A 20,944-nucleotide genomic window follows, 5' to 3' on the forward strand; every position below is an offset into this window, starting at 1 on the left:
CTCGCTCGGCACGAACCACGGGCGGGCCCGCACCCCGGTGGAGATCAGCACCCGGTCGAAGGGGACCTCGCGTCCGTCGGCGAGCCGCACATGGTCGGTGGCCAGGTCGAGACCGCTCGCGGGCACGCCGAGCAGCCACTCCGCGTCGATATCACGGCGCCGTGGCAGCGTGGTGCCGTCGGCGGGCACCCATCCCGTCAGCACCTGCTTGGACAAGGGGGGACGGTCGTAGGGCTCGCCCAGCTCGTCGCCGATCATCGTCAGCGATCCGGTGAACCCCTCGTCGCGCAGGGACTCCGCGGCCCGCAGTCCCGCCAGCGACGCCCCGACGATCACGATGCGGCCGTCGCGCCGGAACGCGCGCAGGTTGTCGGCGCTGGTCATGACCTCGCCGCCGTCACCGGTACGTCCCGCTCCGCCGCCCGCCCCTCCAGCCGGTCCACCAGGATCGCCTGGACCGGGCAGGCCGCCGCGGCGCGCAGTACCCGGTCGCGCTGGGCGTCGTCCGGGTCCGGGTCGTACATCAGCGCTTCCTCGCCGTGCATCCGGAACGCGTCCGGAGCCAGGAAGGCGCACTGCGCATACCCTTCACATCGGGAAAGATCTACGACGACTCGCATCCCGACCTCCACGGGGGGCTGCAGGCTGCGGGCCCCGAAGCCGGTCCCGCCGTGTCCCGCCGCCACACGCGGCGGGACGGCGCACCGCGCCTGTCGGGTCTCCGCAGGAAGAATGGGTGATCGCGAGAAGGAAATGGCTGATCGGATCGTGAGAGGGAATCCGCCGTCACGCGAAGGCGACCGGCGTCGGTAGGACCGCCCGGAGATCCTGACCTTTCACCCGATCAGCGTATGCCGGGCGCACATCGCCCGCACCCGGAGAGACCCGCTGCTCACGGCCCGGCCGCGGGCGGCCGACCGGTGCGGTCCGCCCGTGCCCGGCGGGTGACGCGGGCGTGCCGATGGTTCGGTGTCGGGAGCAGCGCCCGGCCGGGGCGACCGCCGGAGCAGGAGGTTTCCCGATGGCCTCGGACCAGCCCGTCCCCTCCCGTGCCACACCCCCGCGGCCGGCACCGCAGCCAACACCGCAGCCGGCGCCGCACCCCCTCTCCGAAGCGGCGTTCCGCGACCTGTACCGCCGGCTGCGGAGTCACGCCCGGGACGGCGGAGCGGGCCGGCGGGGCGCGCTGGACCGGCTGACGCCCGAGCGGGTCGTGGCGGCCGCCGCCGAGGTCCGGTCCGGGCGCACCGTGTCGCTGGCCGCGCCCGTGGAGACGCGGCGCGCTCCGGACGACCCGGAGCCCGCGACGCACCGGATGACGGCTCCCGTACGCGGGGAGACCGCCGCACCCGGGCTCGCCTTCGCCCGCGACCGGTTCGCCATGAACGTGCACGGCGACGTCGACAGCCACCTCGACGCGCTGTGCCACGTGATCTTCGACGGCGAGCTGTACGGCGGCGTCCCGTCGAGCACCGTGACACCCGACGGCGCCGAAGCCCTCACCCTCGACCTGGTGCGGGACGGCATCGTCGGCCGGGGTGTCCTCCTGGACGTCCCGCGGCTGCGCGGGGTGCGGTGGCTGGAGCCCGGCGACCAGGTGACCGCCGGGGACCTCGCCGCGGCCGAGACCGCCCAGCGGACCACGGTCGGACCGGGTGACCTGCTGTTCGTACGGGTGGGGCACCGCCTGCGGCGCCGGACCCTCGGCCCCTGGGACGTGACCCGGGCCCGCGCGGGCCTGCACCCGACGGCCATGGACTTCCTGGCCGAGCGGGGCGTGTCGGTGCTGGGCTCGGACGGCAACAGCGACGCCGCGCCCAGCGCCGTCCCCGAGGTCGGGTTCCCCGTGCACGCGCTGGCCGTCAACGCCATGGGGCTGCACCTGCTGGACTGGCTGGACTTCGAGGACCTGGTACCGGAGTGCGAGCAGCAGGCGCGCTGGCACTTCCTGTGCGTGATCGCCCCGCTGCGGCTCCCGGCGGCGACCGGCTCCCCGGTGAACCCGATCGCCGTGCTCTGACCGGACCGCGCCGGAGCGCCGGGCGGGCTCCGGGTGCCGCGCCCCGGTACGGCGCGTACGTTCGAAGAAAGGGACCTGCACCGGCCGCGGACCGCGCGAACAAGGACGGTGGTTGCCATGGACGCCCTGCCCCCGTACGACGTCATCGTCATCGGCACCGGTGCCGGCGGCGGCACCCTCGCCCACCGCCTCGCCCCGTCCGGCAAACGGATCCTCGTCCTCGAACGCGGCGGCTACCTGCCGCGCGAACGCGACAACTGGGACTCCACGGCCGTGTTCGTAAAGGCCAAGTACCGGGCCCCGGAGTTCTGGCTGGACCGGCACGGCAACGAGTTCCCGCCCGAGGTGAACTACTACGTCGGCGGGAACACCAAGTTCTACGGCGCGGCCCTGTTCCGGCTGCGCCCCGAGGACTTCGGCGAACTCCGCCACCACGACGGCATCTCCCCTGCCTGGCCCATCGGTTACGACGACCTGGAGCCGTACTACACCCAGGCGGAGCACCTCTACCTGGTGCACGGCCGGCACGGCGAGGACCCCTGGGAAGGGCCCTGCAGCGCCCAGTACGCGTATCCGCCGGTCGAACACGAGCCACGGATCGAGCAGTTGAGCATGGACCTGGAGAAGCAGGGACTGCACCCCTTCCACCTGCCGATCGGGGTCAACCTGACCCAGGACGAGGACGGCCGGGCCACCCACTCCAGCGTCTGCATCCGCTGCGACCGCGTGGACGGCTTCCCCTGCCTGCTGCGCGCCAAGTCGGACGCCCAGGTGATCTGCGTGGAGCCGGCCCTGGAGCACCCGAACGTGGAGATGGTCACCGACGCCCGGGTGACCCGGCTGGAGACCGACCCCACCGGACGCAGCGTCACCTCCGTCGTCGCCCAGCTCCCGGGCGAGCGGGAGGCCCGGTTCTCGGCCGACGTCGTGGTCGTGGCCTGCGGAGCCGTCAACTCGGCGGCGCTGCTGCTGGCTTCGGCGAACGACCGGCATCCGAACGGACTGGCCAACAGCTCCGACGTGGTCGGCCGGAACTACATGCGCCACAACAACATGGCGCTGATGGCCGTCTCGGAGGAACCCAACGACACCAGGTTCCAGAAGACCCTCGCCCTGCACGACTGGTACCTGGGCGCGGACGACTGGGAGTACCCGCTCGGCGGGATCCAGATGCTCGGCAAGTCGGACGCCGACCAGATCCACGGCGAGGCCCCGCGCTGGGCCGGGGCGGTCGCGCCGGACATGCCGTTCGAGGTCCTGGCCCATCACGCCGTCGACTTCTGGCTGTGCGGGGAGGACCTGCCGCAGCCGGACAACCGGGTGACCCTGGAGGACGACGGACAGATCCGGCTCACCCTCGACGAGGGCAACAACATCGCCGGCCTCCAGCGCCTGCGGCACAAACTCCAGCACCTGCTCAGTCATCTGGGGATGCGCGAGCACCATCTGCTGTCCCGCAGCATCTACCTGCACAAGGGGATGCCGATCGGCGCCACCGCACACCAGGCCGGCACGGTGCGCTTCGGCACCGATCCGGCGTCCTCGGCCCTGGACGTCAACTGCAAGGCCCACGACCTGGACAACCTCTACGTCGTGGACACGAGCTTCTTCCCGAGCATCGGCGCGGTCAACCCGTCCCTGACGGCCATCGCGAACGCCCTCCGGGTGGGCGACCACCTGCTGGAGCGGCTGGGCTGAGCCGCCGGGAGCCGCTCTGCCCCCGACCGGGCGAAGTTCCTCCGCCGGGCAGCGCAACGCGGTCCGCCGGGGCGTGCCGCCCTCCCGCCCCGGTGCTTGTCTGAGGCCTGGACCTCCGGGCGACGGGCCCGGCAGGAAGCGGGCGCGCAGTGGAGGAGCAGGACATCGTGAGTTCCACCGAGGGGACGTCCCGGGGCGTGGTCCCCGCCCATCTGCTGCGGGGCCAGAAGGCGCTCGTGACCGGCGCGAACTCCGGTATCGGCAGGGCGACGGCCGTCGCCCTGGGCCGGGCCGGGGCCGATGTCGTGGTCAACTACGTGGCGGGCAAGGACGAGGCCGAGCAGGTGGTCGAGGAGATCACCGGACTCGGCGTCCGGGCGGCCGCCTACGAGGCGGACGTCTCCGACGAGCACCAGGTCGTCGCCATGATGGACCGGATGGTCCGGGAGTTCGGCACGATCGACATCCTGGTCGCCAACGCGGGCCTGCAGCGGGACGCCCCGTTCACCGAGATGACCCTCGCCCAGTGGCAGAAGGTCCTGGACGTCAACCTCACCGGGCAGTTCCTGTGCGCCCGCGAGGCGACGAAGGAGTTCCTGCGCCGCGGTGTCGTGCCCGAGGTGTCGCGCGCGGCCGGAAAGATCATCTGCATGAGTTCGGTCCACCAGATCATCCCGTGGGCCGGGCACGTCAACTACGCCTCCTCCAAGGGCGGGGTGCAGATGATGATGGAGACGCTGGCCCAGGAGCTCGCCCCGAAGAAGATCCGCGTGAACGCGATCGCCCCCGGCGCCATCAAGACCCCCATCAACCGCGCCGCCTGGGAGACGCCCGAGGCCCGGGAGGACCTGCTGCGGCTGATCCCCTACGACCGCATCGGCGACCCCGAGGACATCGGCTACGCGGCCGTGGGCCTCGCCTCCGACCTCATGGACTACGTGGTGGGCGCCACCCTCTACGTCGACGGCGGGATGACGCTCTTCCCGGGCTTCGCGACCGGCGGCTGACACCGGCGGCCGCCCCGACCCGTCCGCGCCGCCCCGGAGAGACGACACACACCCATGGTCCACACGGTCCTGCTGCTGGCGGACGCACCGGCGCAGACGCTGCCGGCCCGGTCGATGATGGCCTTCACCCTGGCCTCCCACATCATCCTGGTGCCCCTGGGCGTCGCGCTGCCGCTGATCACGCTCGTCATGCACGGCTACGGCCTGCGCCGCGGCGACGCCACCGCCCTGCTGCTGGCCCGGCGGTGGTCGGCCGTCATGGCGGTGCAGTTCGCGATCGGCGTGGTCACCGGCACGGTGCTGTCCTTCGAGTTCGGACTGCTGTGGCCGGGCATGATGGGCCGCTGGGGCGACGTCTTCGGCATCGGCTTCGGCGTCGAGGCCTGGGCGTTCTTCCTGGAGGCCGTCCTCATCGCCATCTACCTCTACGGCTGGCGGCGCCTCCCTTCCCGGACCCACTTCCTGCTCGGACTGCCGCTGCCGTTCGTGGCCCTGCTCGGCGCCTTCGGCATCCTCGCCGCCAACTCGTGGATGAACACCCCGCGCGGCTTCACCCTCGACTCCGCCGGAAACCCGGTCGACGTGAAGATCTGGAAGGCCGTCTTCACCCCCATGTTCGGCCCGGAGTACTGGCACTTCGTCTTCGCGATGTTCGTGACGGCGGGCTATGTCGTGGCCGGCGTCTACGCCACGGGACGGCTGCGCGGCCGCCGGGACCACTACCACCGGCTCGGCTTCACCGTCCCCTTCACGCTCGCGGCCGTCTGCACACCCGTGCAGTTCGTGCTCGGCGACTCCATCGCCCGGCAGGTCTTCCAGAAGCAGCCGGTGAAGTTCGCCGGCATGGAGATCGTCTGGAAGACCGCCACCCACCAGACGGAGTACCTGTACGGGCGGCTGCACCCGGACGGCACCGTCACCGGCGGCATCGGGATCCCGGGGCTCGACTCCGTCCTGGCCGGCTTCCGCCCGGACACCCGGGTCACCGGACTGACCTCGGTCCCCGCGGCCGACCGGCCGACGCCCACCCAGGCCACCATCGCCCACTGGGCCTTCGACACCATGGTCGGGATCGGCTCCCTGCTGCTCCTGCTCGCCCTCTGGTACGGCGTTCTGTGGCTGTGGCGCCGGCGGCTGCCCGCCTCCCCGTGGTTCTTCCGCGCCGCCGCCTGCGCGGGCGTCGCCTCCGTGGCCGCCGTCGAGTGCGGCTGGATCACCACCGAGGTGGGCCGCCAGCCCTGGATCGTCTACCAGAACATGCGGGTCGCCGAGGCGGTGACGGCGACCCGCTCCACCAGCCTGTGGATCATGTTCGCCATCATCGTCGTCGTGTACGTCCTCGTGTTCGGCTCGTTCCTCGCGGTGCTGCTGAAGATGCGCTCGCGCTGGCGGCTGGAGGACGAGGAGGGCGGACCCCGGCCGCCGAAGGAGACCCCGGAGCCCGGGACACCGGAGACGGACACGCCGTACGGGCCGCGCTCCGCCGGGAGCCGGCTGTGATCGCGGGCGTCATCGCGGTCGTCCTGCTCCTGGCGATCGCCGCCTACGCCTGCGGCGGCGGCACCGACTACGGAGCCGGCTTCTGGGACCTGACCGCGGGCGGAACCGAGCGCGGCGAGCGCCCGCGCCGGCTGATCGACCACGCGATGGAGCCCGTCTGGGAGGTCAACAACGTCTGGCTGATCTTCGTACTGGTCATCATGTGGACGGGTTTCCCGGTCCTCTTCCAGCGGGTGTTCACCACGATGTGGCTGCCCCTGGCGCTGGCCGCCGTGGGCATCGTGCTGCGCGGCGCCGGCTTCGCCCTGCGCAAGCCCGTCCGGCGGCTGGCCGGCCGGCGCCTGTACGGGGCGGTCTTCGCCGTCGCCTCGCTGCTGACGCCGTTCTTCCTCGGTGCGGCGGCCGGCGGAGTGGCCTCGGGCCGGGCGACCGCCACGGCGACGGCGTCCACGGACGCCTGGGCCAACCCCACCTCGCTGCTCTTCGGCCTGCTGGCCGTCGCCGCCACGGCGATGCTCGGCGCCGTCTTCCTCGCCGCGGACGCCCGCCGCTTCGCCGCACCGGACCTGGACCGCTACTTCCGGCGGCGGGCCCTCGCCGCCCTCGCGGCCGTCGCCGTACTCGCCGTCGTCACCCTCTTCGTCACCCACGGCGACGCACCCCATGTCTGGCACGGCCTCACCCACGGCGTCGGTCTCGTCTTCGTCGTCGTGGCGGTGCTGGCCACCCTCGCCACCGCATGGCTGCTGACCCGCCCCGCCGGGGCCTGGTCCCGGGTCACGGCGGTCGGCGTGGTCGCCTCGGCCGTCATCGGCTGGGGCATGGCACAGCGCCCCTACCTCGTCCCGACCTCGCTGACCGTCGCCGAGGGCGCGGGCGCCCACACCACACTGCGCTGGCTGGGACTGGTCACCCTGGTCGCCCTCGTCCTGGTCATCCCCGCGGTCGCCTTCCTGTACTGGCTGGACACCCACGGCGAACTGGAGGGCCTCACCGACGCCGACCTGCGGCGCGGTGACGCCGGTGACTGGTGAACACCGGTCCAGCTGCGCCCCGAAAGGGGCGCGGGCCGTATCGGATATCCGGCTGCCGCCGGGTGGGCGCGACCAGCCACGACGGCGCCGCAGACGGCAGACGGCAGAGCAGTTGCGGCACTTCCAGCGGAGCGCTCAGGCGTGCTGGGTGAGCACGGACTTCCGGCCGTCGAGGGCGTCGTTGAGGGTGATGGCCGAGTCGATGAGGGCGAGGTGGGTGAACGCCTGCGGGAAGTTGCCGAGTTGGCGGCCCGTCGGGTCGATCTCCTCGGAGTACAGGCCCAGATGGTTCGCATACCCCATCATCTTCTCGAACACCAGCCGAGCCCGGTCGGTCCGGCCGGCGCGAGCCAACGCGTCGACGTACATGAACGTGCACAGCGAGAAGGTGCCCTCCGAGCCGCGCAGGCCGTCGGGCGAGGCGTCGGGGTTGTAGCGGTAGACCAGGCTGTCGCTGACCAGTTCGTCCTCCATGGCGTCCAGGGTCGACGCCCACATCGGGTCCCCGGGGGTGAGGAACCCGACCGTCGCCATCCGCAGCAGCGAGGAGTCCAGGACGTCACTGCCGTAGTGCTGGACGAAGGCGTGCCGGTCCTTGCTCCAGCCCTTGGCCATGACCTGCTCGTAGACGGCGTCCCGCTCGGCCTGCCAGCGTCCGGACGCGGACGGCCACCCCTTCGACTCGGCGAGCCGCAGCGCGCGGTCGAACGCCACCCACGACATCACCCGCCCGTACGTGAAGTCCTGGCGGCCGCCGCGGGTCTCCCAGATGCCCTCCTCCGCCTGGTCCCAGTGGCCGGCCAGCCACTCCAGGTCCGTCCGCAGCGAGGTCCAGCCGCCGTAGCCGACCGTGAAGCCGTGCTGGTGCGCGAAGTAGATGCTGTCCAGCGCCTCGCCGTAGATGTCCAGTTGGAGCTGGGTGGCGGCGCCGTTGCCGATCCGGACCGGGGCGGAACCCGCGTAGCCCTCCCAGTGGTCGAGGATCTGCTCGTTCAGGTCGGAGGAGCCGTCGACCTTGTACATGATGTTGAGCGGGCCCGTGTTCCCGTTGCCGGCGCCCTCCTTGACCCGGTCGCCCAGCCAGACGATGAACGCCCTGGCCTCCTCCGTGAAGCCCAGTCCCAGCAGGGCGTACACGGAGAAGGAGGCGTCCCGGATCCAGGTGAACCGGTAGTCCCAGTTGCGCTCGCCGCCCAGCTGCTCCGGGAGGGCCGCCGTAGGGGCGGCCACCACGGCGCCGCTGGGGGCGAAGGTCATGAGCTTCAGCGTGATCGCGGACCGCTCGACGACCTCCCGCCAGCGCCCGACGTAGGTCGACTGCGCCAGCCAGGAGCGCCAGAACTCCGCCGTCTCCTCGAAGAGCCGTTCGTGTTCCTCGCGGCGGATCTCCCTGGGCGGCCCCTCGGCCCCCATCTCCAGGATCAGCCCGCGCTGCTCGCCGGCCTGCAGGGTGAGCGTGACCTGCACGTCGGCGTCCCGGTGCGTCAGAATGTCCGCGATCCGCTCGTCCTCCGGCTCCCGGATGGGGTTCACGGTGAGTTCCGTACCGTCCTCCGCGACGAAGACGGCCCCGTGCTGGGTGATGTGCACCTCGTGCTTGCTGAGCCCGTAGTCGAACCGCGGGGCGATCTCCACGTCGAACGTCATGGTGCCGCGGACACAGCGCACCAGGCGCACCAGCCGGTGCCGGCGCGTGGTCCTGGTACCGGTCACGGGCATGAAGTCGACGACCTCTCCGGCGCCCGCCTCGGTCATGAACCGGGTCACCAGGATCGCGGTGTCGGGCAGGTACAACTGCTTGGTCGAATGGGTCGGGTGCGCCGGCCGGACCGTGCAGTGGCCGCCCCTGTCCTTGTCCAGAAGCGCCCCGAACACACTCGGCGAGTCGAACCGCGGGGAGCAGAACCAGTCGACCACCCCGTCGGTGGTCACCAGCGCCGAGGTCTGCAGATCGCCGATCAGCCCGTGGTTCTCGATGAGCGGGTACTCGTCCATCGGGGCGCCCCTTCCGGCCTGCGATTCACCCGAATGCACCCCCTCGATCAGCGTATGCCGCAGCTCCTCCTCCGGCTCGTCGGGCGAGGCTCCCGGCCCTTCGTCGCCGTACGCCCACCGCTGCGCGCCTGTCCCTGTGCGCCTACCGCTGCGCGCCGGCCCGGCGAGCCGCCCGGTGCCACAGACGGCGCTGCACGCGCAGCGTGAGAACCCCGACGATCACGAGCACCGCCACGTTGAGCAGCAGCTGGACCAGCGAGCCCCGTGCCTCGTGCCAGTCGGCGAAGGCGAGCGAGACGGCGATGTCGGAGGCGGCGGGAATGGTGGTCACCGAGATGAACACCCCGAGCAGGGCGCTGGCGCGCGCCTCGGTGAGCGAGACGATCCCGACGATGCCGGCCAGCACGGCGACGGCGACCGAGAAGAAGTTCGGGGTGTCGATGAGATGGGACACGGGCCGCAGCCCCAGGTCGAAGGCCGTGGACTGCAGTCCGGCCGCGCGCGCCAGCGCGGCGAAACCCAGGGTGGCCGCGATGGCCAGGGCGAACCCCACCGCCAGCGCCCGCGCCCCCTCCCGGACCCTGCGGCGGCTGCGGCGGTCCAGCCCCAGGGCGATGCTGGTGATCGCGTTGTACTCGGGGCCGACCACCATGGCCGCCACGATGAGGATCTGCGAGTTCGTCATGATGCCGACCGAGCCGATCAGTCCGGCGATCACCAGGAACAGGTAGAACGACGGCGGATAGGTCCCCGCCGCCCGGATGTGCGCCTCGACCGCGGCCCACAGCGGTGTGTGGACGAGCGGGCTCGGCTGTGCCACCTCGATGCGCTCGGCCGACTGCGAGAACATCATGTCGACGTCGGCGACGGCGATCGACCCCGTACGGTCGACCCCCAGCTCGCGCAGGTCGCCGAGCACGCCGTTCGCGGCACCCTTCAGCACGTCGCACTCGACCGCGTCACCGCCCGGAAGGTGTGCCTCCCGCAGGACCACGAGGTTGAGCACGCGGTCGTGCGAGGCGAGCAGTGCGACGGCCTCCTCGGTGAGCGCGGAGGGCATGACCATACGGAAGTGGATCAGATCCATCCGAAACCTCCCGGGGACGGGATCCGACGTGCTCACGGACGGCGCCGGGCCCCGGCGGGACCGGACGGGCCGGCTGCGGGTCCCTCGGCGTGGGGCCGACCGCGAGTCCCTCGACGTGGGGCCGTGCTGCCGGAGCGGGCCGGCGGCTGTCACCGATCCGGCGCGGCCCCGTCCCGCACCGCCCGCGCCGCGGCCGCCAGGACCTCCGCCGTGCTCTCCGACTCGTTGATGTCGATGGTGACGCCCGGTTCGTCGGCGTGCAGCGGATCCAGCGTGGCGTACTGGGAGTCGAGCAGCTCCAGCGGCATGAAATGGCCCTTGCGCCGTGCCATCCGCTGCTCGGCCACCTCACGGTCGAGGGCCAGGTACAGGAACCACACGTCCGCGTCCGTGTGCCGGAACCGGTCGCGGTACGCGCGCCTGAGCGCGGAGCACGCGACAACGCCTCCGCGCCCACTCGACGCGGTGGCCCGGATCCACTCCGTGACCGCCTCCAGCCAGGGCCGCCGGTCGGCGTCGTCCAGCGGGTGTCCGGCCGCCATCTTGGCGCGGTTCGCCGCCGAGTGGAGGTCGTCCCCCTCCAGGAACGGCACACCGAGCAGCTGCGCGAGCCCGGCTCCCACGGTGGACTTGCCCGACCCGGACACACCCATCACGATCACCACACGCGAACCGCCCCCGTTTCGGCCGACTGTCCTCCCGGACCTGCGGACGGCATGCATGACTCCACTATCACCCGCACTCCCGACCGGGGCAGCCGACGGCAGGCCCTGGCAGCCGGCCGGGATCCGAATCCGGCAGCACGTCCTGGGATCCCGTCAGTCCGTGTGGTCGGGGGCGATGCGGTCGACGAGCCGGAGCAGTGCCGACCAGGCGAGGTCGTAGGCCTTGTCGTCCTGGAGGTCGGAGTCGTGTTCCTCCCCGGCCAGCTGGCGGGCGGTGAGCTCGCGGACCTCGGGGTCGGGGAGGACGAGCTTCGCGCCCCCGGCCATGGCCGCGGTCTGTATCTCGCAGGCCTTGTCCAGGTAGTGCATGCGCAGGAACGCCTGGCCTGGGGTCTCGCCCACGGTCAGCAGGCCGTGGTTGCGCAGGATCATCGCGGGGTGGCTGCCCAGATCGGCGACCAGCCGGCGCTGCTCGGCGAGGTTCAGGGCGACGCCCTCGTAGGAGTGGTAGCCGAGCCTGCCATGGAACTCCATGGAGATCTGGTTGAGCGGGAGCAGCCCCTCTTCCTGCGCGCCGACCGCACAGCCGGCCCTGGTGTGGGTGTGCAGGACGCACTGGGCGTCGGCGCGGGCCGCGTGGATCGCGCTGTGGATGACGAACCCGGCCGGGTTGACGGGGTACGGGGTCTCCTCCACCGGGTTGCCGGACAGGTCGATCTTCACCAGGTTCGAGGCGGTGATCTCCTCGAAGAGCAGACCGTAGGGGTTGATCAGGAAGTGGTGCTCCGGGCCCGGGAGCCGTACCGAGATGTGCGTGAAGATCAGGTCGGTCATCCGGAAGTGCGCCACCAGCCGGTAGACGGCGGCGAGTTCGCGGCGCAGACGGAGTTCTTCCGAGGCGGGGGTGGGCATCGGGGACCTTTCATCGAGGTACGGGCACGTGCGGGCGCCGGTGCGGATGCGGGGTGCGGGTGCGTGGTGCGGGTGCGGTGGGTCAGGCGGCGCTGAGCTCCGGGGCCGCGGTGGCAGGGGCGGGCTCGCCGGCCAGGCGGCGGCGCCAGGTCTCCAGGACCGTCTCCTCGGTCGGCCTGGTGGCGAGGCTGACCCCGACGTAGGCGACGAGGCTGGCGAGAAGGCCGTAGTAGATCGGCTCGTTGGCGAGCAGGCCGTCGGTGAACATGAGGGTGATCACCGTCGTACCGCCCGCGATCATCGCGGTCAGCGCGCCCGGCAGGTTGCCGCGCCACCAGACCAGGCCGCCGAGGATCGGGACCAGGAGTCCGCCGACGAGCAGGTTGTAGGCGACGGTGAGCGCCGCGATGACGTCCCCGAGGACGCAGGCGATCCCCATGGCGACGACGCCGAGGACGGCGATGGCGAGCCGGTTGGAGCCGATCTCGTCGTGGTCGTGGTCGCCGTCGCCGGAGACCGCACGGCGGCGCAGCCGGGCCCAGATGTCGTTGTTGGCGACGGTCGCGGAGGCGATCAGGGCGCCGCTGGCCGTGGACATCATCGCGGACAGCGCGGCAGCCAGTACCAGGCCCCGGACGCCGGTGGGCAGGACGTGCTTGACGATGGTGGCGAAGGCCTGGTCGGCGTCGGCCAGGTTCGGGTAGAGGGTCTTCGTCGCCATCCCGATGAACGCGCCGGCCAGGGCGTAGGCCAGGCAGTACACGCCGGCGACGGTGCCGCCCCAGGAGGCGACCCTGTCGCTGCGGGCGGTGAAGACGCGCTGCCAGATGTCCTGCCCGATGAGCATGCCGAAGGTGTAGATCAGCACGAAGGTGAAGATGGTCTGGCCGCCGATGGAGGTGGGCGAGAAGTAGCCGTGCGGGAGCTTGTCGGCCATGGCGCCGAAGCCGCCCGCCTTCACCACCGCGATCGGCAGCAGCAGGACGAGCACGCCGAGGCTCTTCACGACGAACTGCACCATGTCGGTGAGCGTGATGGACCACATGCCGCCGAGCGCCGAGTAGCCGACGACTATCGTGCCGCCGACGACCACCGCGACCCAGCGCGGCACGTCGAAGAGGACGTCGAAGACGCTGGCGTACGCGATCGTCGAGGTCACCGCCAGCATGAGGGTGTAGACCCACATGACGAGGCCGGAGATCACGCTGGCCGCGTCGCCGTAGCGGAGCGAGAGCATCTCGGCGACCGTGTAGACGCGCAGCCGGGCGATCCGGGCGGAGAAGAAGACGCTCAGGGCGAGCAGTCCGAGGCCGATGGCACCGACCATCGTGGCGCCCGAGACGCCGTAGGTGTAGCCGAGGCGCACGCCGCCGATGGTGGAGGCGCCGCCGAGGACGACGGCGGCCATGGTGCCGGTGTACATGAGGGGGCCGAGGCGTCTGCCGGCGACCAGGAAGTCGCTCTTGGACGCGGCACGCCGTTTGCCCCACCAGCCGACGCCGATGATGCCCAGCAGGTAGGCGGCCATGACGAGGTAGTCGAAAGTCACGGGATCCTCCGGGGACGGGGAGAGAAGCGGGGAGGAGAGAAGTGGGGGGTGACACGACCGTAGCCACGGGGTGTACTGGTGCTGAAGTGCCGCTTCTGTCCAATCTGGAGACACCCGTTGGATGAATCCGCCAGCGCCGGAGCCGATGCCGGACAGCCCTCCGTGCGCCTCGGCGTGCTGCTCGCCGACCCGGCCCTCGGTCTCACCCAGGTCGCCGGGCCGCCGGCCGGGGACCGCACGGTCGGCACCGTCGGCACCACGGAGCTGGAGGACCCCTCCCCCTACCTGGTCGGCGGCGAGCTCCTGCTCACCTCCGGCGTCCGGCTCCCGGACGACCCGGGCGGCATCGACACGTACGTACGGCGCGTGGTCGCCGCCGGCGTCGCCGCGCTCGGCTTCGGCGTGGCCCCCGTGCACGCCGAGGTGCCGCCGGACCTCGCCCGCGCCTGCGACCGGCACGGCCTGCCGCTGCTGCGCCTCCCGCCCGCCACCCCCTTCGTCGCCGTCGGGCAGGCCGCCTACGCGGCGATCGCCGAGGACCGCAACCGCGAGCTGCGGGAGATCTCCCGGGCCCAGTCGGCGCTGGCCTCGGCCGCCGCCCGCCCGGACGCCCTCCGCTCCGTCCTCGGCCAGCTCGCCGCGCACACCGGGGCGTGGTCGGTCCTGTACGACGCCCAGGGCACCGAACTCCTCGCGGCGGGCCGCCGCCCCGCCGCCGCGGACCTGCTGCGCGACCTCGCCGTACACACCCTGCGGCGGGACGGCGGCCGTACGGCGGCGGCGAGCCACGCCCCCGACCAGGGCGTCCACCTCACCGTCCACACCCTGCCCATCGGCACCGAGGGCACGGCCACCGCGACACTGGCCCTCGGACAGGCCGCCACCGCACCCCCGACCACCGTGCACCGCCAGGTGACCGGCACGGCCACGGTCCTGCTGGCCCTGCTCACCAGCCCGCGGCACGCCCTGAGCACCGACACCCACAGCGTCGGCGCGCTGGTACGGCTCATGCTCGGGGCCACGCCCGCCGACGTCGCCCCCGCGCTGGTCCCGCGGGACGGGCCGACGGCGAGCGGGCACTGGACGGTGGTCCACGGCCGCCGCCCCGACGGGACGCCCGCCGTCGCCGATCCGGCCCAACTGGCCGCTCTTGCCAGCCTGTTGGGCACCCCCTACGTGCACATCGACGGCCCCGCGCTCAGGGCGCTGGTCCCCTGCGCCGCCGACGCCAGGCCCGGCGTCCCCGACCGGACGGCCGAGCTGGGCTGGGTCCTCGGCTACAGCGCCCCGGCAACCGCGTGCGACCTGCCGCACGCCGACACGCAGGCCGGACGCGCCCTGCAACGCGCCCTCGCCGCAGGGACTCCCGCCGTCGTCCACACCGCCGACCCGCTCACCCTGCACGCGCTCGTCGCTCCGGCCGACGCCCGCGAACTCGCCCGCACCCGATTCGCCCCGCTGGACCGGGCCGGCCCGCCGGGCGCCGCGGTCCTCCTCGACACCCTGCGGACCTGGCTCACCCTGCACGGCAGCTGGGACCGCGCCGCGGCGGCCCTGCAGGTCCACCGCAACACCGTCCGCCACCGCCTCGCGCGCGTGGCCGACCTCCTCGACGTCGACCTCCAGGACCCCGGAGCCCGCATGGAGCTCTGGTTCGCCCTGCAGTGGCTACCGGGCGAGGTCCCGTACGAACGCCCCTGAGGAAGGCGGCCCGCGCGGCCTCTTCCCGGACACGGCAACGCACTTGCCCGAGGGGGACCGGGTCGGCGGCCGCCGAGGGCAGCTCACCGACGTACGACCGCCCCGGCCCCGCGGTGATCGCGGGGGTGTCGCCGGCCCCGGCCCCGGTGTCCCGGCCACGGCGGTGGGTGATCATCCACAGCGAGGCGAGCAGGGTGGTGGAGAAGAGGACGAGGAGCAGTTGCGACGTGTGCGTCCCGGCGCTGTCCGCGGCGCGGGCGACGGGGTTGGGCAGACCCGAACGGTCGAGCAGCCAGCCGAGGGCCAGACCTGCGGTCAGCAGCGCGACTATTACGACGACAACACGCGCCTCATGCCAGGCCGGAGAGGAGATTCGGGAACCCCTGCACTGTCGTCCGAATGCGCTGGAGCGCAGAAAACGCTGCTGTGTACGGCCGGATCCGAGCCCGTGGTGTGATCGTCGCCACAGAGACGTCAAGTGCCGAGCGGACAGGGCTTGTTGTGGAACTTTCCCTGCGTGACCGGATACGCGCCGGCGATCCGGAAGCCTTCGCCGAACTGTTCGGCGCGCATGCCCAGGCCGTCTACGGTCATGCGGCCCGGCTGTCGGCGGACCGGGGCACCGCGGAGGACGTGGTGTCCCTGACCTTTCTGGAGGCCTGGCGGCTCCGGGAGAAGCTGAGACCCGAGGCCGCCGCCTCTGACGGCGATGCCGACGTGCCCGACGGCGACGGACTGCGCCCCTGGTTGTACGGCATCGCCACCAACGTCCTGCGCAACACGCGCCGTACCGCCCGCCGGCACGGCGCCGCGCTCGCCCGGCTCCCCGACCGCGCGGCGGACCGTGACACCCTGCCGGACTTCGCCGACGACCTCGTCGGCCGCATGGAGCAGGCCGAGCGGCTCGCCGCCGCGCGTACCGCGCTCGGCCGGCTGCGCAGAGCCGAACGCGAGGTGTTCGCCCTGTGTGTCTGGTCGGGACTGAGCTACGCGGCCGCGGCTGAGGCCCTCGGCGTGCCGACGAGCACCGTACGGTCCCGGCTCGCCCGGGCGAGGCAGCGTCTGCGGGCCCTGTCGGAGGCGGAGCTGGCCCGGCGCGCCTCCGCCGGGCGGCGTGCCGGGCACCCGGAGGAGCCGAGTACCGCCGCGCCACCGCATGTTCCCCCTCAGCAGAAAAGGCCGGGACTCGACCCGCGCACCGGACAGGTACCGGGTGGCCGTCCCGAGACGGCCCGGTCGACACAGGAGAAGCACCGATGAACCCCGAAGAACGCGAAGAGCGCCAAGAACTGGCCTGGCTGCTGCCGAGCCCGGGCGAGCCGGTCCTGCCGACCCACCGCCACGACCTGCTGAAGGACCGACTGATGAGAGAGCTCACCGAGCAAGCCCCACGGCTCCCGGAGACCACGACAGCACCCGGCCGGCGAGCGCGCGCCCCGCGCCGCCGGTTCGCGGTGATCGCCGTACCCCTCGCCACGGCGGCGGCGATCGTCGCGGCGGTGCTCGCCGGCGCCGTCGGGTCCAGGACCGCCACGACCGATCCGGACGCCGTCGACCTCCTCCGTCGCATCGCCGAGGTCGCCGCCGCGCAGAAGGCCGTGCCCGTCAGGGACGACCAGTACGTCTATGTCCGCACCCAGGGCGCCATGAAGTTCTCGGACACCGACATCCGGGTTCTGCGCGAGGCGAGTTGGACCGCCGTCGACGGAAGGCGCGCGGGACTGCGCCGGGTCACGGTGCTGGTGGGACCGCCGTTCCGGGCCCGGGACCCGTTCTCCTCCTACTCCAAGGGCACGCACGACATGAAGCTGAGCCCCGACCCGAACGTCACCACGTTCCGTGAGCTCCAGGCACTGCCCACCGACCCCGATGCGCTGCTGGAGAAGATCTACGCCGGCACGGGAGGAGAGGGGCAGACCAGACAGAGCGCGGCGCTGGAGAAGATCGGCGACCTGCTGCCCGACGCCACACTCCTGCCCGAACTGGACGCCGCGCTCTATCGCGCGGCCGCGAAGATCCCGGGTGTCTCGGTCGTCGCCGACGCCAAGGACTACACCGGACGCTCCGGCATCGGTCTGAGTTTCAGGGAACGCGACGGCCGCACCGTCTGGGTCTTCGACAGGAAGTCCCTCGGCTTCCTGGGCTCGGCGGACGAGGCACTGCTGGAGGTCGGGGTCACGGACAAGGCAGGCGAGACGTCGACCACGTGAACGCCGGCGCGCAGGTCAAGGAGTGCCACGGTGGGTGCCATGGCGAGTGCCACGGCCTGGGTGAGGGGCAGGCCGGTCACCGGATTGGTCACCTCGCACTCCAGGTCCTCCCCCGTCACCCGCAGCCCCAGCGTGGCCCGGGCGCCGGCGGCGTGTTTGCGGATGTTGGTCAGCGCCTCCTGGACGACACGGTAGACCGTGTGCTCCACGGCGGACGGCAACGGTCGTGCTCCAGACCGGAGTTCCGGCACCGTCGCGGACCACGGCGCCCAGTCCACGGGCACCCCCGCCGCCGCCGAGTCGGCCAGCAGCCGAGGCAGATCCCGCAGCGCCGGGCCGGGCCGGAAGGAACTCTCGACGGTCTCCGGATCGCGCAGCACATCGAGGATCTGGCGCAGCTGGGCCAGCGCGCGCCTGCCGGTCACCCTGATGAGCTCGCCGGTCTCGCGGGCCCGCTCCGACTCCTGCGGGTCCACGCTCAGCGCGCCCGCGTGCAGCGTGATCAGGCTGACCTCGTGGGCCACCACGTCGTGCATCTCGCGCGCCAGCGCGGCCCGTTCCTCCGCACGGACCCGACGGGCGATCAACAGTGCCTCCCGCTCGGCCTGCTCGGCGCGTTCGGCCAGCTCCTCCAGCCTGGCGTGCCGGTACCGGAGCACCGTGCCGCGCCAAGTGGGTGCGCCCACCAGCAGGGCGGCCGCCATGACGCCTGTCGCCGGGGCGCCCGTGGTGAACTGGCCGAGCACCGCGACGGCGTAGACGCCGTACCGCAGGGGGCTCGTGGCGCGCCGCCTGGCCAGCGAGTACATCGCGAAGGGCAGGGCCGGCTGAACGGTCAGCAGGCTCGCTCCGGCGACCACGGCCGCCACCAGGGTGGGCCGGTCGCGCCGCCAGGCCAGCAGGAGTCCGGTGGTGCACTCCAGGACGGCGGAGACGGCGAACGGCAGCGGCAGCAGGGACCGCGGTGCCGAGGTCGGCAGGAGTCCTCCGGAGGCGATCAGTGCCGCCAGCACCCAGGCGAGCGGCTCGGAGGGCCACTGGATCCGGGCGGGGCGAGCCGCGACCGGGGCCGGGGCCGGTGGGACCGGGGGCGGTGGGACCGGGGCCGGGGCCGATGCAGAGGAAACGGACACGCGTGCCACGGTAAAGGGCCTTTCGGTTGATCGTTCCGGGGACCGCCGCCGACCGACGCACAGGGGCCGGGCCCCACCGGGACGGGCCACCTCCCGCTGGGCCGGGCCATGTCCCGCCGGGACGGGCCACGTTCCGCCGGGCCGGCGCGAGACCGGGCGGCTCAGGGCTTGGCGCTCCCGCTGCTCGTGCCCTTGTCCTGGGCGCCCTCGTCCTCGGCGGAAGGCAGGACCTGGGTGGCGGCGACCTTCCCGTCCCGGTAGCAGATCTGAAAGGTCTGCTTCTTCGCCAGGGACACGTTCTTCTGCAGGTAGTAGTCGCAGGTGGTGCCGGCCGGCGGCTCGGGCTTGTCCTGCGGCTGGAGGCCGCCCGGCTCACCGAGTCGGTCGCGCACCGCGTCCCGGCTCTCGCCGACGTGGACGCCCTTGAACTGGGCCGTGGTGATCATGTGCGAGCCGATGTCGCTCGCGACGTGCCTGATGCCGAACCAGAGACCGACTCCGGCAAGCACGACGACGCCCAGGATTCCGACCAGGATCTTTCCGACGACGCCCATGACAGAACTCCTTGGAGAGGGGGATACCGACGTCCTCCTGACGTCGCCCAAGCAGTCTGTTCCGGCACTCCGCGCGGATCGTCGCCCTGAACGGGGAACCCGACCCCCGACTTTCGTATCCCCCGGGGCCGGCTGAACCGACAATGACGGCATCTGGCATGCGACAACTGACCGCGGCGGACGGCGAGAAGGCCCGGGTCCATGACCTGGGCCTTCCCCATGAGGCGGGTGGCGCGACCGAACTCGCGCCGCACGGCGCCTACATGTGCACCGCGGGTGCCTTGTCGGGGTCGGCGACCGGTGCGCCGCGCCGGTACAGCAGCACGCTGACCACCAGGCCGGCGGCGAAGAAGGCGGCCGACCACCAGTAGGCGGTGGAGTATCCCTCCAGGCTCGCGTGGGCCAGGACCATCGGGTCCCTGGGGTTGCGGCCCGCCAGGTAGTCGGTGACGGCGCTGGTCGCGAGGGTGTTGAGGAGGGCGGTGCCGAGGGAGCCGCCGACCTGCTGCATGGTGTTGACGGCGGCGGAGGCGACACCGGCGTCGTCGGTGCGCACGCCGTCCGTGGCCAGAGCCATCGCGGGCGCCATCACGAGTCCGAAGCCGAGGCCGGCCAGGACCAGCGGCGGCAGGATGTCGGTGGCGTAGGAACTGGTCAGGTCGAGACCGGTCAGCCAGACCATGGCGGCGGCCGCGATGCCCATGCCCAGCGGAACCACCGGCTTGGGGCCGATGCGGGGGACGAGGACGGTGGTGGCGAGGGTCGAGGTGAGCATCAGCCCGGCGATCATCGGAAGGAAGGCCAGTCCCGTCCTGATCGGGCTGTATCCGAGGCTCTGCTGCAGGTAGTAGGTGAGGAAGAGGAAGACCCCGAACATGCCGGCGCCGATGATCAGCACGGAGAGGAAGGACGCGCCGCGGTTGCGGTCGAGCAGGACGCGCAGGGGCAGCAGGGGGTGGGCGGCCCGGGTCTGCCACCAGGTGAACAGAGTGAGCAGTACGGCCCCGGCGAGAAGGAAGCCCCAGGTGGCCGGGGAACCCCAGTCGTGGGTCTCGGCGTTGGAGAAGCCGTAGACCAGGCAGAACAGTCCGCCGGAGACGAGGACCGCGCCGGGGACGTCGATCCGGGCGCTCCTGTCGCGGGTGGCGCGCCGCAGCAGGACGGCGCCGCCGGCGAAGGCGACCGCGGCGAAGGCGACGTTGACGTAGAGGGTCCAGCGCCAGTCGAGGTGTTCGGTCAGGACACCGCCGAGCAGCAGGCCGATGGCTCCGCCGGCGCCGGCGATCGCGCCGTAGACGCCGAAGGCCCTGGCACGTTCCCTGGCGTCGGTGAAGGTCGTGGTCAGCAGGGACAGGGCGGCCGGGGCGAGCAGTGCGCCGAACGCGCCCTGGACGGCGCGGGCGCCGACGAGCAGCTCGAAACTGCCGGCGGCACCGCCGAGCGCGGAGGCCCCGGCGAAGCCGACCAGCCCGACCAGGAAGGTGATCTTGCGGCCGAACAGGTCGGCTATCCGGCCGCCGAGCAGCAGCAGGCTGCCGAAGGCGAGGGCGTAGGCGGTGACGATCCACTGCCGGTCGCCGTCGGAGAAGCCCAGGTCCTTCTGGGCGGAGGGCAGGGCGATGTTCACGATCGTCCCGTCCAGGACCACCATCAGCTGGGCCACGCCGATGACGGCGAGGATCCACCAGCGATGGGGAGGCGGCGCGTCGGCGGAGGGGAGGGCGGAGACGGTGGTCCCGCTCGCCGGTGTCGAGGCGGAGGTCTTGGGCATGACGAAGCTCCTGGAGAGGTGAGCAGAGGTGATCAGAAGCGGGCGGGGGGAGCAGGGTGAGCAGGGGTGAGCAGGGGCCGGCTGGAGTGGAGCCGGAGAATCCCGGGT

17 protein-coding genes and 1 pseudogene are annotated in these 20,944 nt (G+C 72.3%); 8 read left to right on the plus strand and 10 right to left on the minus strand.

The window, feature by feature from the left end:
• Window positions 1–384 (minus strand): FAD-dependent oxidoreductase (locus ABZ887_RS32450; RefSeq protein ID WP_361297122.1); only part of this gene is annotated, 384 nt, incomplete at its 3' end.
• Window positions 381–620, minus strand: a complete 240-nt coding sequence (locus tag ABZ887_RS32455) for a ferredoxin (RefSeq protein WP_361297125.1) — start codon at window positions 618–620, stop codon at window positions 381–383. The genes ABZ887_RS32455 and ABZ887_RS32450, both read right to left, overlap by 4 nt.
• A gap of 401 nt (window positions 621–1,021) precedes the next feature.
• On the opposite strand from ABZ887_RS32455, the gene ABZ887_RS32460 reads away from it, so the two are divergent.
• The 5 genes from ABZ887_RS32460 (at window position 1,022) to ABZ887_RS32480 (ending at window position 7,259) form a co-directional block, all read left to right on the plus strand.
• Window positions 1,022–2,020 carry a cyclase family protein gene (locus ABZ887_RS32460; RefSeq protein WP_361297128.1) on the plus strand — a complete coding sequence of 333 codons (999 nt, stop codon included), beginning with the start codon at window positions 1,022–1,024 and terminating at the stop codon, window positions 2,018–2,020.
• Between the two features lie 117 nt (window positions 2,021–2,137).
• Window positions 2,138–3,718 carry a GMC family oxidoreductase gene (locus ABZ887_RS32465; protein ID WP_361297131.1) on the plus strand — a complete coding sequence of 527 codons (1,581 nt, stop codon included), beginning with the start codon at window positions 2,138–2,140 and terminating at the stop codon, window positions 3,716–3,718.
• A 167-nt stretch (window positions 3,719–3,885) separates the two neighbouring features.
• On the plus strand, window positions 3,886–4,725 hold the full coding sequence (locus ABZ887_RS32470) for an SDR family oxidoreductase (RefSeq protein WP_361297134.1): 840 nt from the start codon (window positions 3,886–3,888) through the stop codon (window positions 4,723–4,725).
• A gap of 54 nt (window positions 4,726–4,779) precedes the next feature.
• Entirely contained in the window at window positions 4,780–6,225 is a 1,446-nt protein-coding gene (locus ABZ887_RS32475; RefSeq protein ID WP_361297137.1) for a cytochrome ubiquinol oxidase subunit I, read from the plus strand.
• Entirely contained in the window at window positions 6,222–7,259 is a 1,038-nt protein-coding gene (locus tag ABZ887_RS32480) for a cytochrome d ubiquinol oxidase subunit II (protein WP_361297140.1), read from the plus strand. The genes ABZ887_RS32475 and ABZ887_RS32480 overlap by 4 nt, the downstream gene beginning before the upstream one ends.
• Before the next feature lie 135 nt (window positions 7,260–7,394).
• Here ABZ887_RS32480 and ABZ887_RS32485 read toward each other — a convergent pair whose 3' ends face one another.
• From ABZ887_RS32485 to ABZ887_RS32505, 5 genes are all read right to left on the minus strand, one after another.
• Window positions 7,395–9,254, minus strand: a complete 1,860-nt coding sequence (locus ABZ887_RS32485; protein WP_361297143.1) for a glycoside hydrolase family 15 protein — start codon at window positions 9,252–9,254, stop codon at window positions 7,395–7,397.
• A gap of 142 nt (window positions 9,255–9,396) precedes the next feature.
• Window positions 9,397–10,341, minus strand: coding sequence for a DUF389 domain-containing protein (locus ABZ887_RS32490; RefSeq protein WP_361297146.1), 945 nt, complete (start codon window positions 10,339–10,341; stop codon window positions 9,397–9,399).
• Window positions 10,342–10,490: 149 nt separating this feature from the next.
• Window positions 10,491–11,063, minus strand: a complete 573-nt coding sequence (locus tag ABZ887_RS32495) for a gluconokinase (protein WP_361297149.1) — start codon at window positions 11,061–11,063, stop codon at window positions 10,491–10,493.
• Between the two features lie 96 nt (window positions 11,064–11,159).
• Window positions 11,160–11,918: a class II aldolase/adducin family protein gene (locus ABZ887_RS32500; RefSeq protein ID WP_361297152.1), complete on the minus strand. Its 759-nt coding sequence runs from the start codon at window positions 11,916–11,918 to the stop codon at window positions 11,160–11,162.
• A gap of 82 nt (window positions 11,919–12,000) precedes the next feature.
• Window positions 12,001–13,467 (minus strand): sodium:solute symporter, encoded by a 1,467-nt coding sequence (locus tag ABZ887_RS32505; protein WP_361297155.1) that lies wholly within the window; start codon window positions 13,465–13,467, stop codon window positions 12,001–12,003.
• A 117-nt stretch (window positions 13,468–13,584) separates the two neighbouring features.
• Between ABZ887_RS32505 and ABZ887_RS32510 the strand changes: the two genes are divergently transcribed.
• The 3 genes from ABZ887_RS32510 to ABZ887_RS32520 all read left to right on the plus strand — a co-directional run bounded on the left by ABZ887_RS32510 (window position 13,585) and on the right by ABZ887_RS32520 (window position 17,378).
• Window positions 13,585–15,168, plus strand: a complete 1,584-nt coding sequence (locus tag ABZ887_RS32510; RefSeq protein WP_361297158.1) for a PucR family transcriptional regulator — start codon at window positions 13,585–13,587, stop codon at window positions 15,166–15,168.
• 501 nt (window positions 15,169–15,669) lie between these two features.
• Entirely contained in the window at window positions 15,670–16,428 is a 759-nt protein-coding gene (locus tag ABZ887_RS32515) for an RNA polymerase sigma factor (protein ID WP_361297161.1), read from the plus strand.
• Window positions 16,425–17,378, plus strand: coding sequence for a CU044_5270 family protein (locus ABZ887_RS32520; protein ID WP_361297164.1), 954 nt, complete (start codon window positions 16,425–16,427; stop codon window positions 17,376–17,378). Before ABZ887_RS32515 ends, ABZ887_RS32520 begins: the two co-directional genes overlap by 4 nt.
• A 377-nt stretch (window positions 17,379–17,755) precedes the next feature.
• Here the strand turns inward: ABZ887_RS32520 and ABZ887_RS32525 are convergent.
• The 3 genes and pseudogenes from ABZ887_RS32525 to ABZ887_RS32535 form a co-directional block, all read right to left on the minus strand.
• Window positions 17,756–18,187, minus strand: a pseudogene (locus tag ABZ887_RS32525) (histidine kinase dimerization/phosphoacceptor domain-containing protein); the annotation flags it as partial.
• Between the two features lie 485 nt (window positions 18,188–18,672).
• A complete protein-coding gene (locus tag ABZ887_RS32530) occupies window positions 18,673–19,065 on the minus strand; it encodes a hypothetical protein (protein ID WP_361297167.1) in 393 nt (130 codons plus the stop codon).
• 259 nt (window positions 19,066–19,324) lie between these two features.
• The gene (locus tag ABZ887_RS32535) at window positions 19,325–20,836 is read right to left on the minus strand and encodes an MFS transporter (RefSeq protein WP_361297170.1); all 1,512 of its coding nucleotides are present in this window, start codon (window positions 20,834–20,836) and stop codon (window positions 19,325–19,327) included.
• Between the last annotated feature and the right edge of the window lie 108 nt (window positions 20,837–20,944).

The organism is Streptomyces sp. NPDC047061 (genome assembly GCF_040643955.1).
In the GTDB taxonomy this organism is placed as follows: Bacteria; Actinomycetota; Actinomycetes; order Streptomycetales; family Streptomycetaceae; genus Streptomyces.

What these genes read in the sequence shown, in the direction of transcription:
- ABZ887_RS32455 (WP_361297125.1), bottom strand. Translation starts at nt 620, where the DNA reads ATGCGAGTCGTCGTAGATCTTTCCCGATGTGAAGGGTATGCGCAGTGC.
- ABZ887_RS32460 (WP_361297128.1), top strand. Translation starts at nt 1,022, where the DNA reads ATGGCCTCGGACCAGCCCGTCCCCTCCCGTGCCACACCCCCGCGGCCG.
- ABZ887_RS32465 (WP_361297131.1), top strand. Translation starts at nt 2,138, where the DNA reads ATGGACGCCCTGCCCCCGTACGACGTCATCGTCATCGGCACCGGTGCC.
- ABZ887_RS32475 (WP_361297137.1), top strand. Translation starts at nt 4,780, where the DNA reads ATGGTCCACACGGTCCTGCTGCTGGCGGACGCACCGGCGCAGACGCTG.
- ABZ887_RS32485 (WP_361297143.1), bottom strand. Translation starts at nt 9,254, where the DNA reads ATGGACGAGTACCCGCTCATCGAGAACCACGGGCTGATCGGCGATCTG.
- ABZ887_RS32490 (WP_361297146.1), bottom strand. Translation starts at nt 10,341, where the DNA reads ATGGATCTGATCCACTTCCGTATGGTCATGCCCTCCGCGCTCACCGAG.
- ABZ887_RS32495 (WP_361297149.1), bottom strand. Translation starts at nt 11,063, where the DNA reads ATGCATGCCGTCCGCAGGTCCGGGAGGACAGTCGGCCGAAACGGGGGC.
- ABZ887_RS32500 (WP_361297152.1), bottom strand. Translation starts at nt 11,918, where the DNA reads ATGCCCACCCCCGCCTCGGAAGAACTCCGTCTGCGCCGCGAACTCGCC.
- ABZ887_RS32520 (WP_361297164.1), top strand. Translation starts at nt 16,425, where the DNA reads ATGAACCCCGAAGAACGCGAAGAGCGCCAAGAACTGGCCTGGCTGCTG.
- ABZ887_RS32530 (WP_361297167.1), bottom strand. Translation starts at nt 19,065, where the DNA reads ATGGGCGTCGTCGGAAAGATCCTGGTCGGAATCCTGGGCGTCGTCGTG.
- ABZ887_RS32535 (WP_361297170.1), bottom strand. Translation starts at nt 20,836, where the DNA reads ATGCCCAAGACCTCCGCCTCGACACCGGCGAGCGGGACCACCGTCTCC.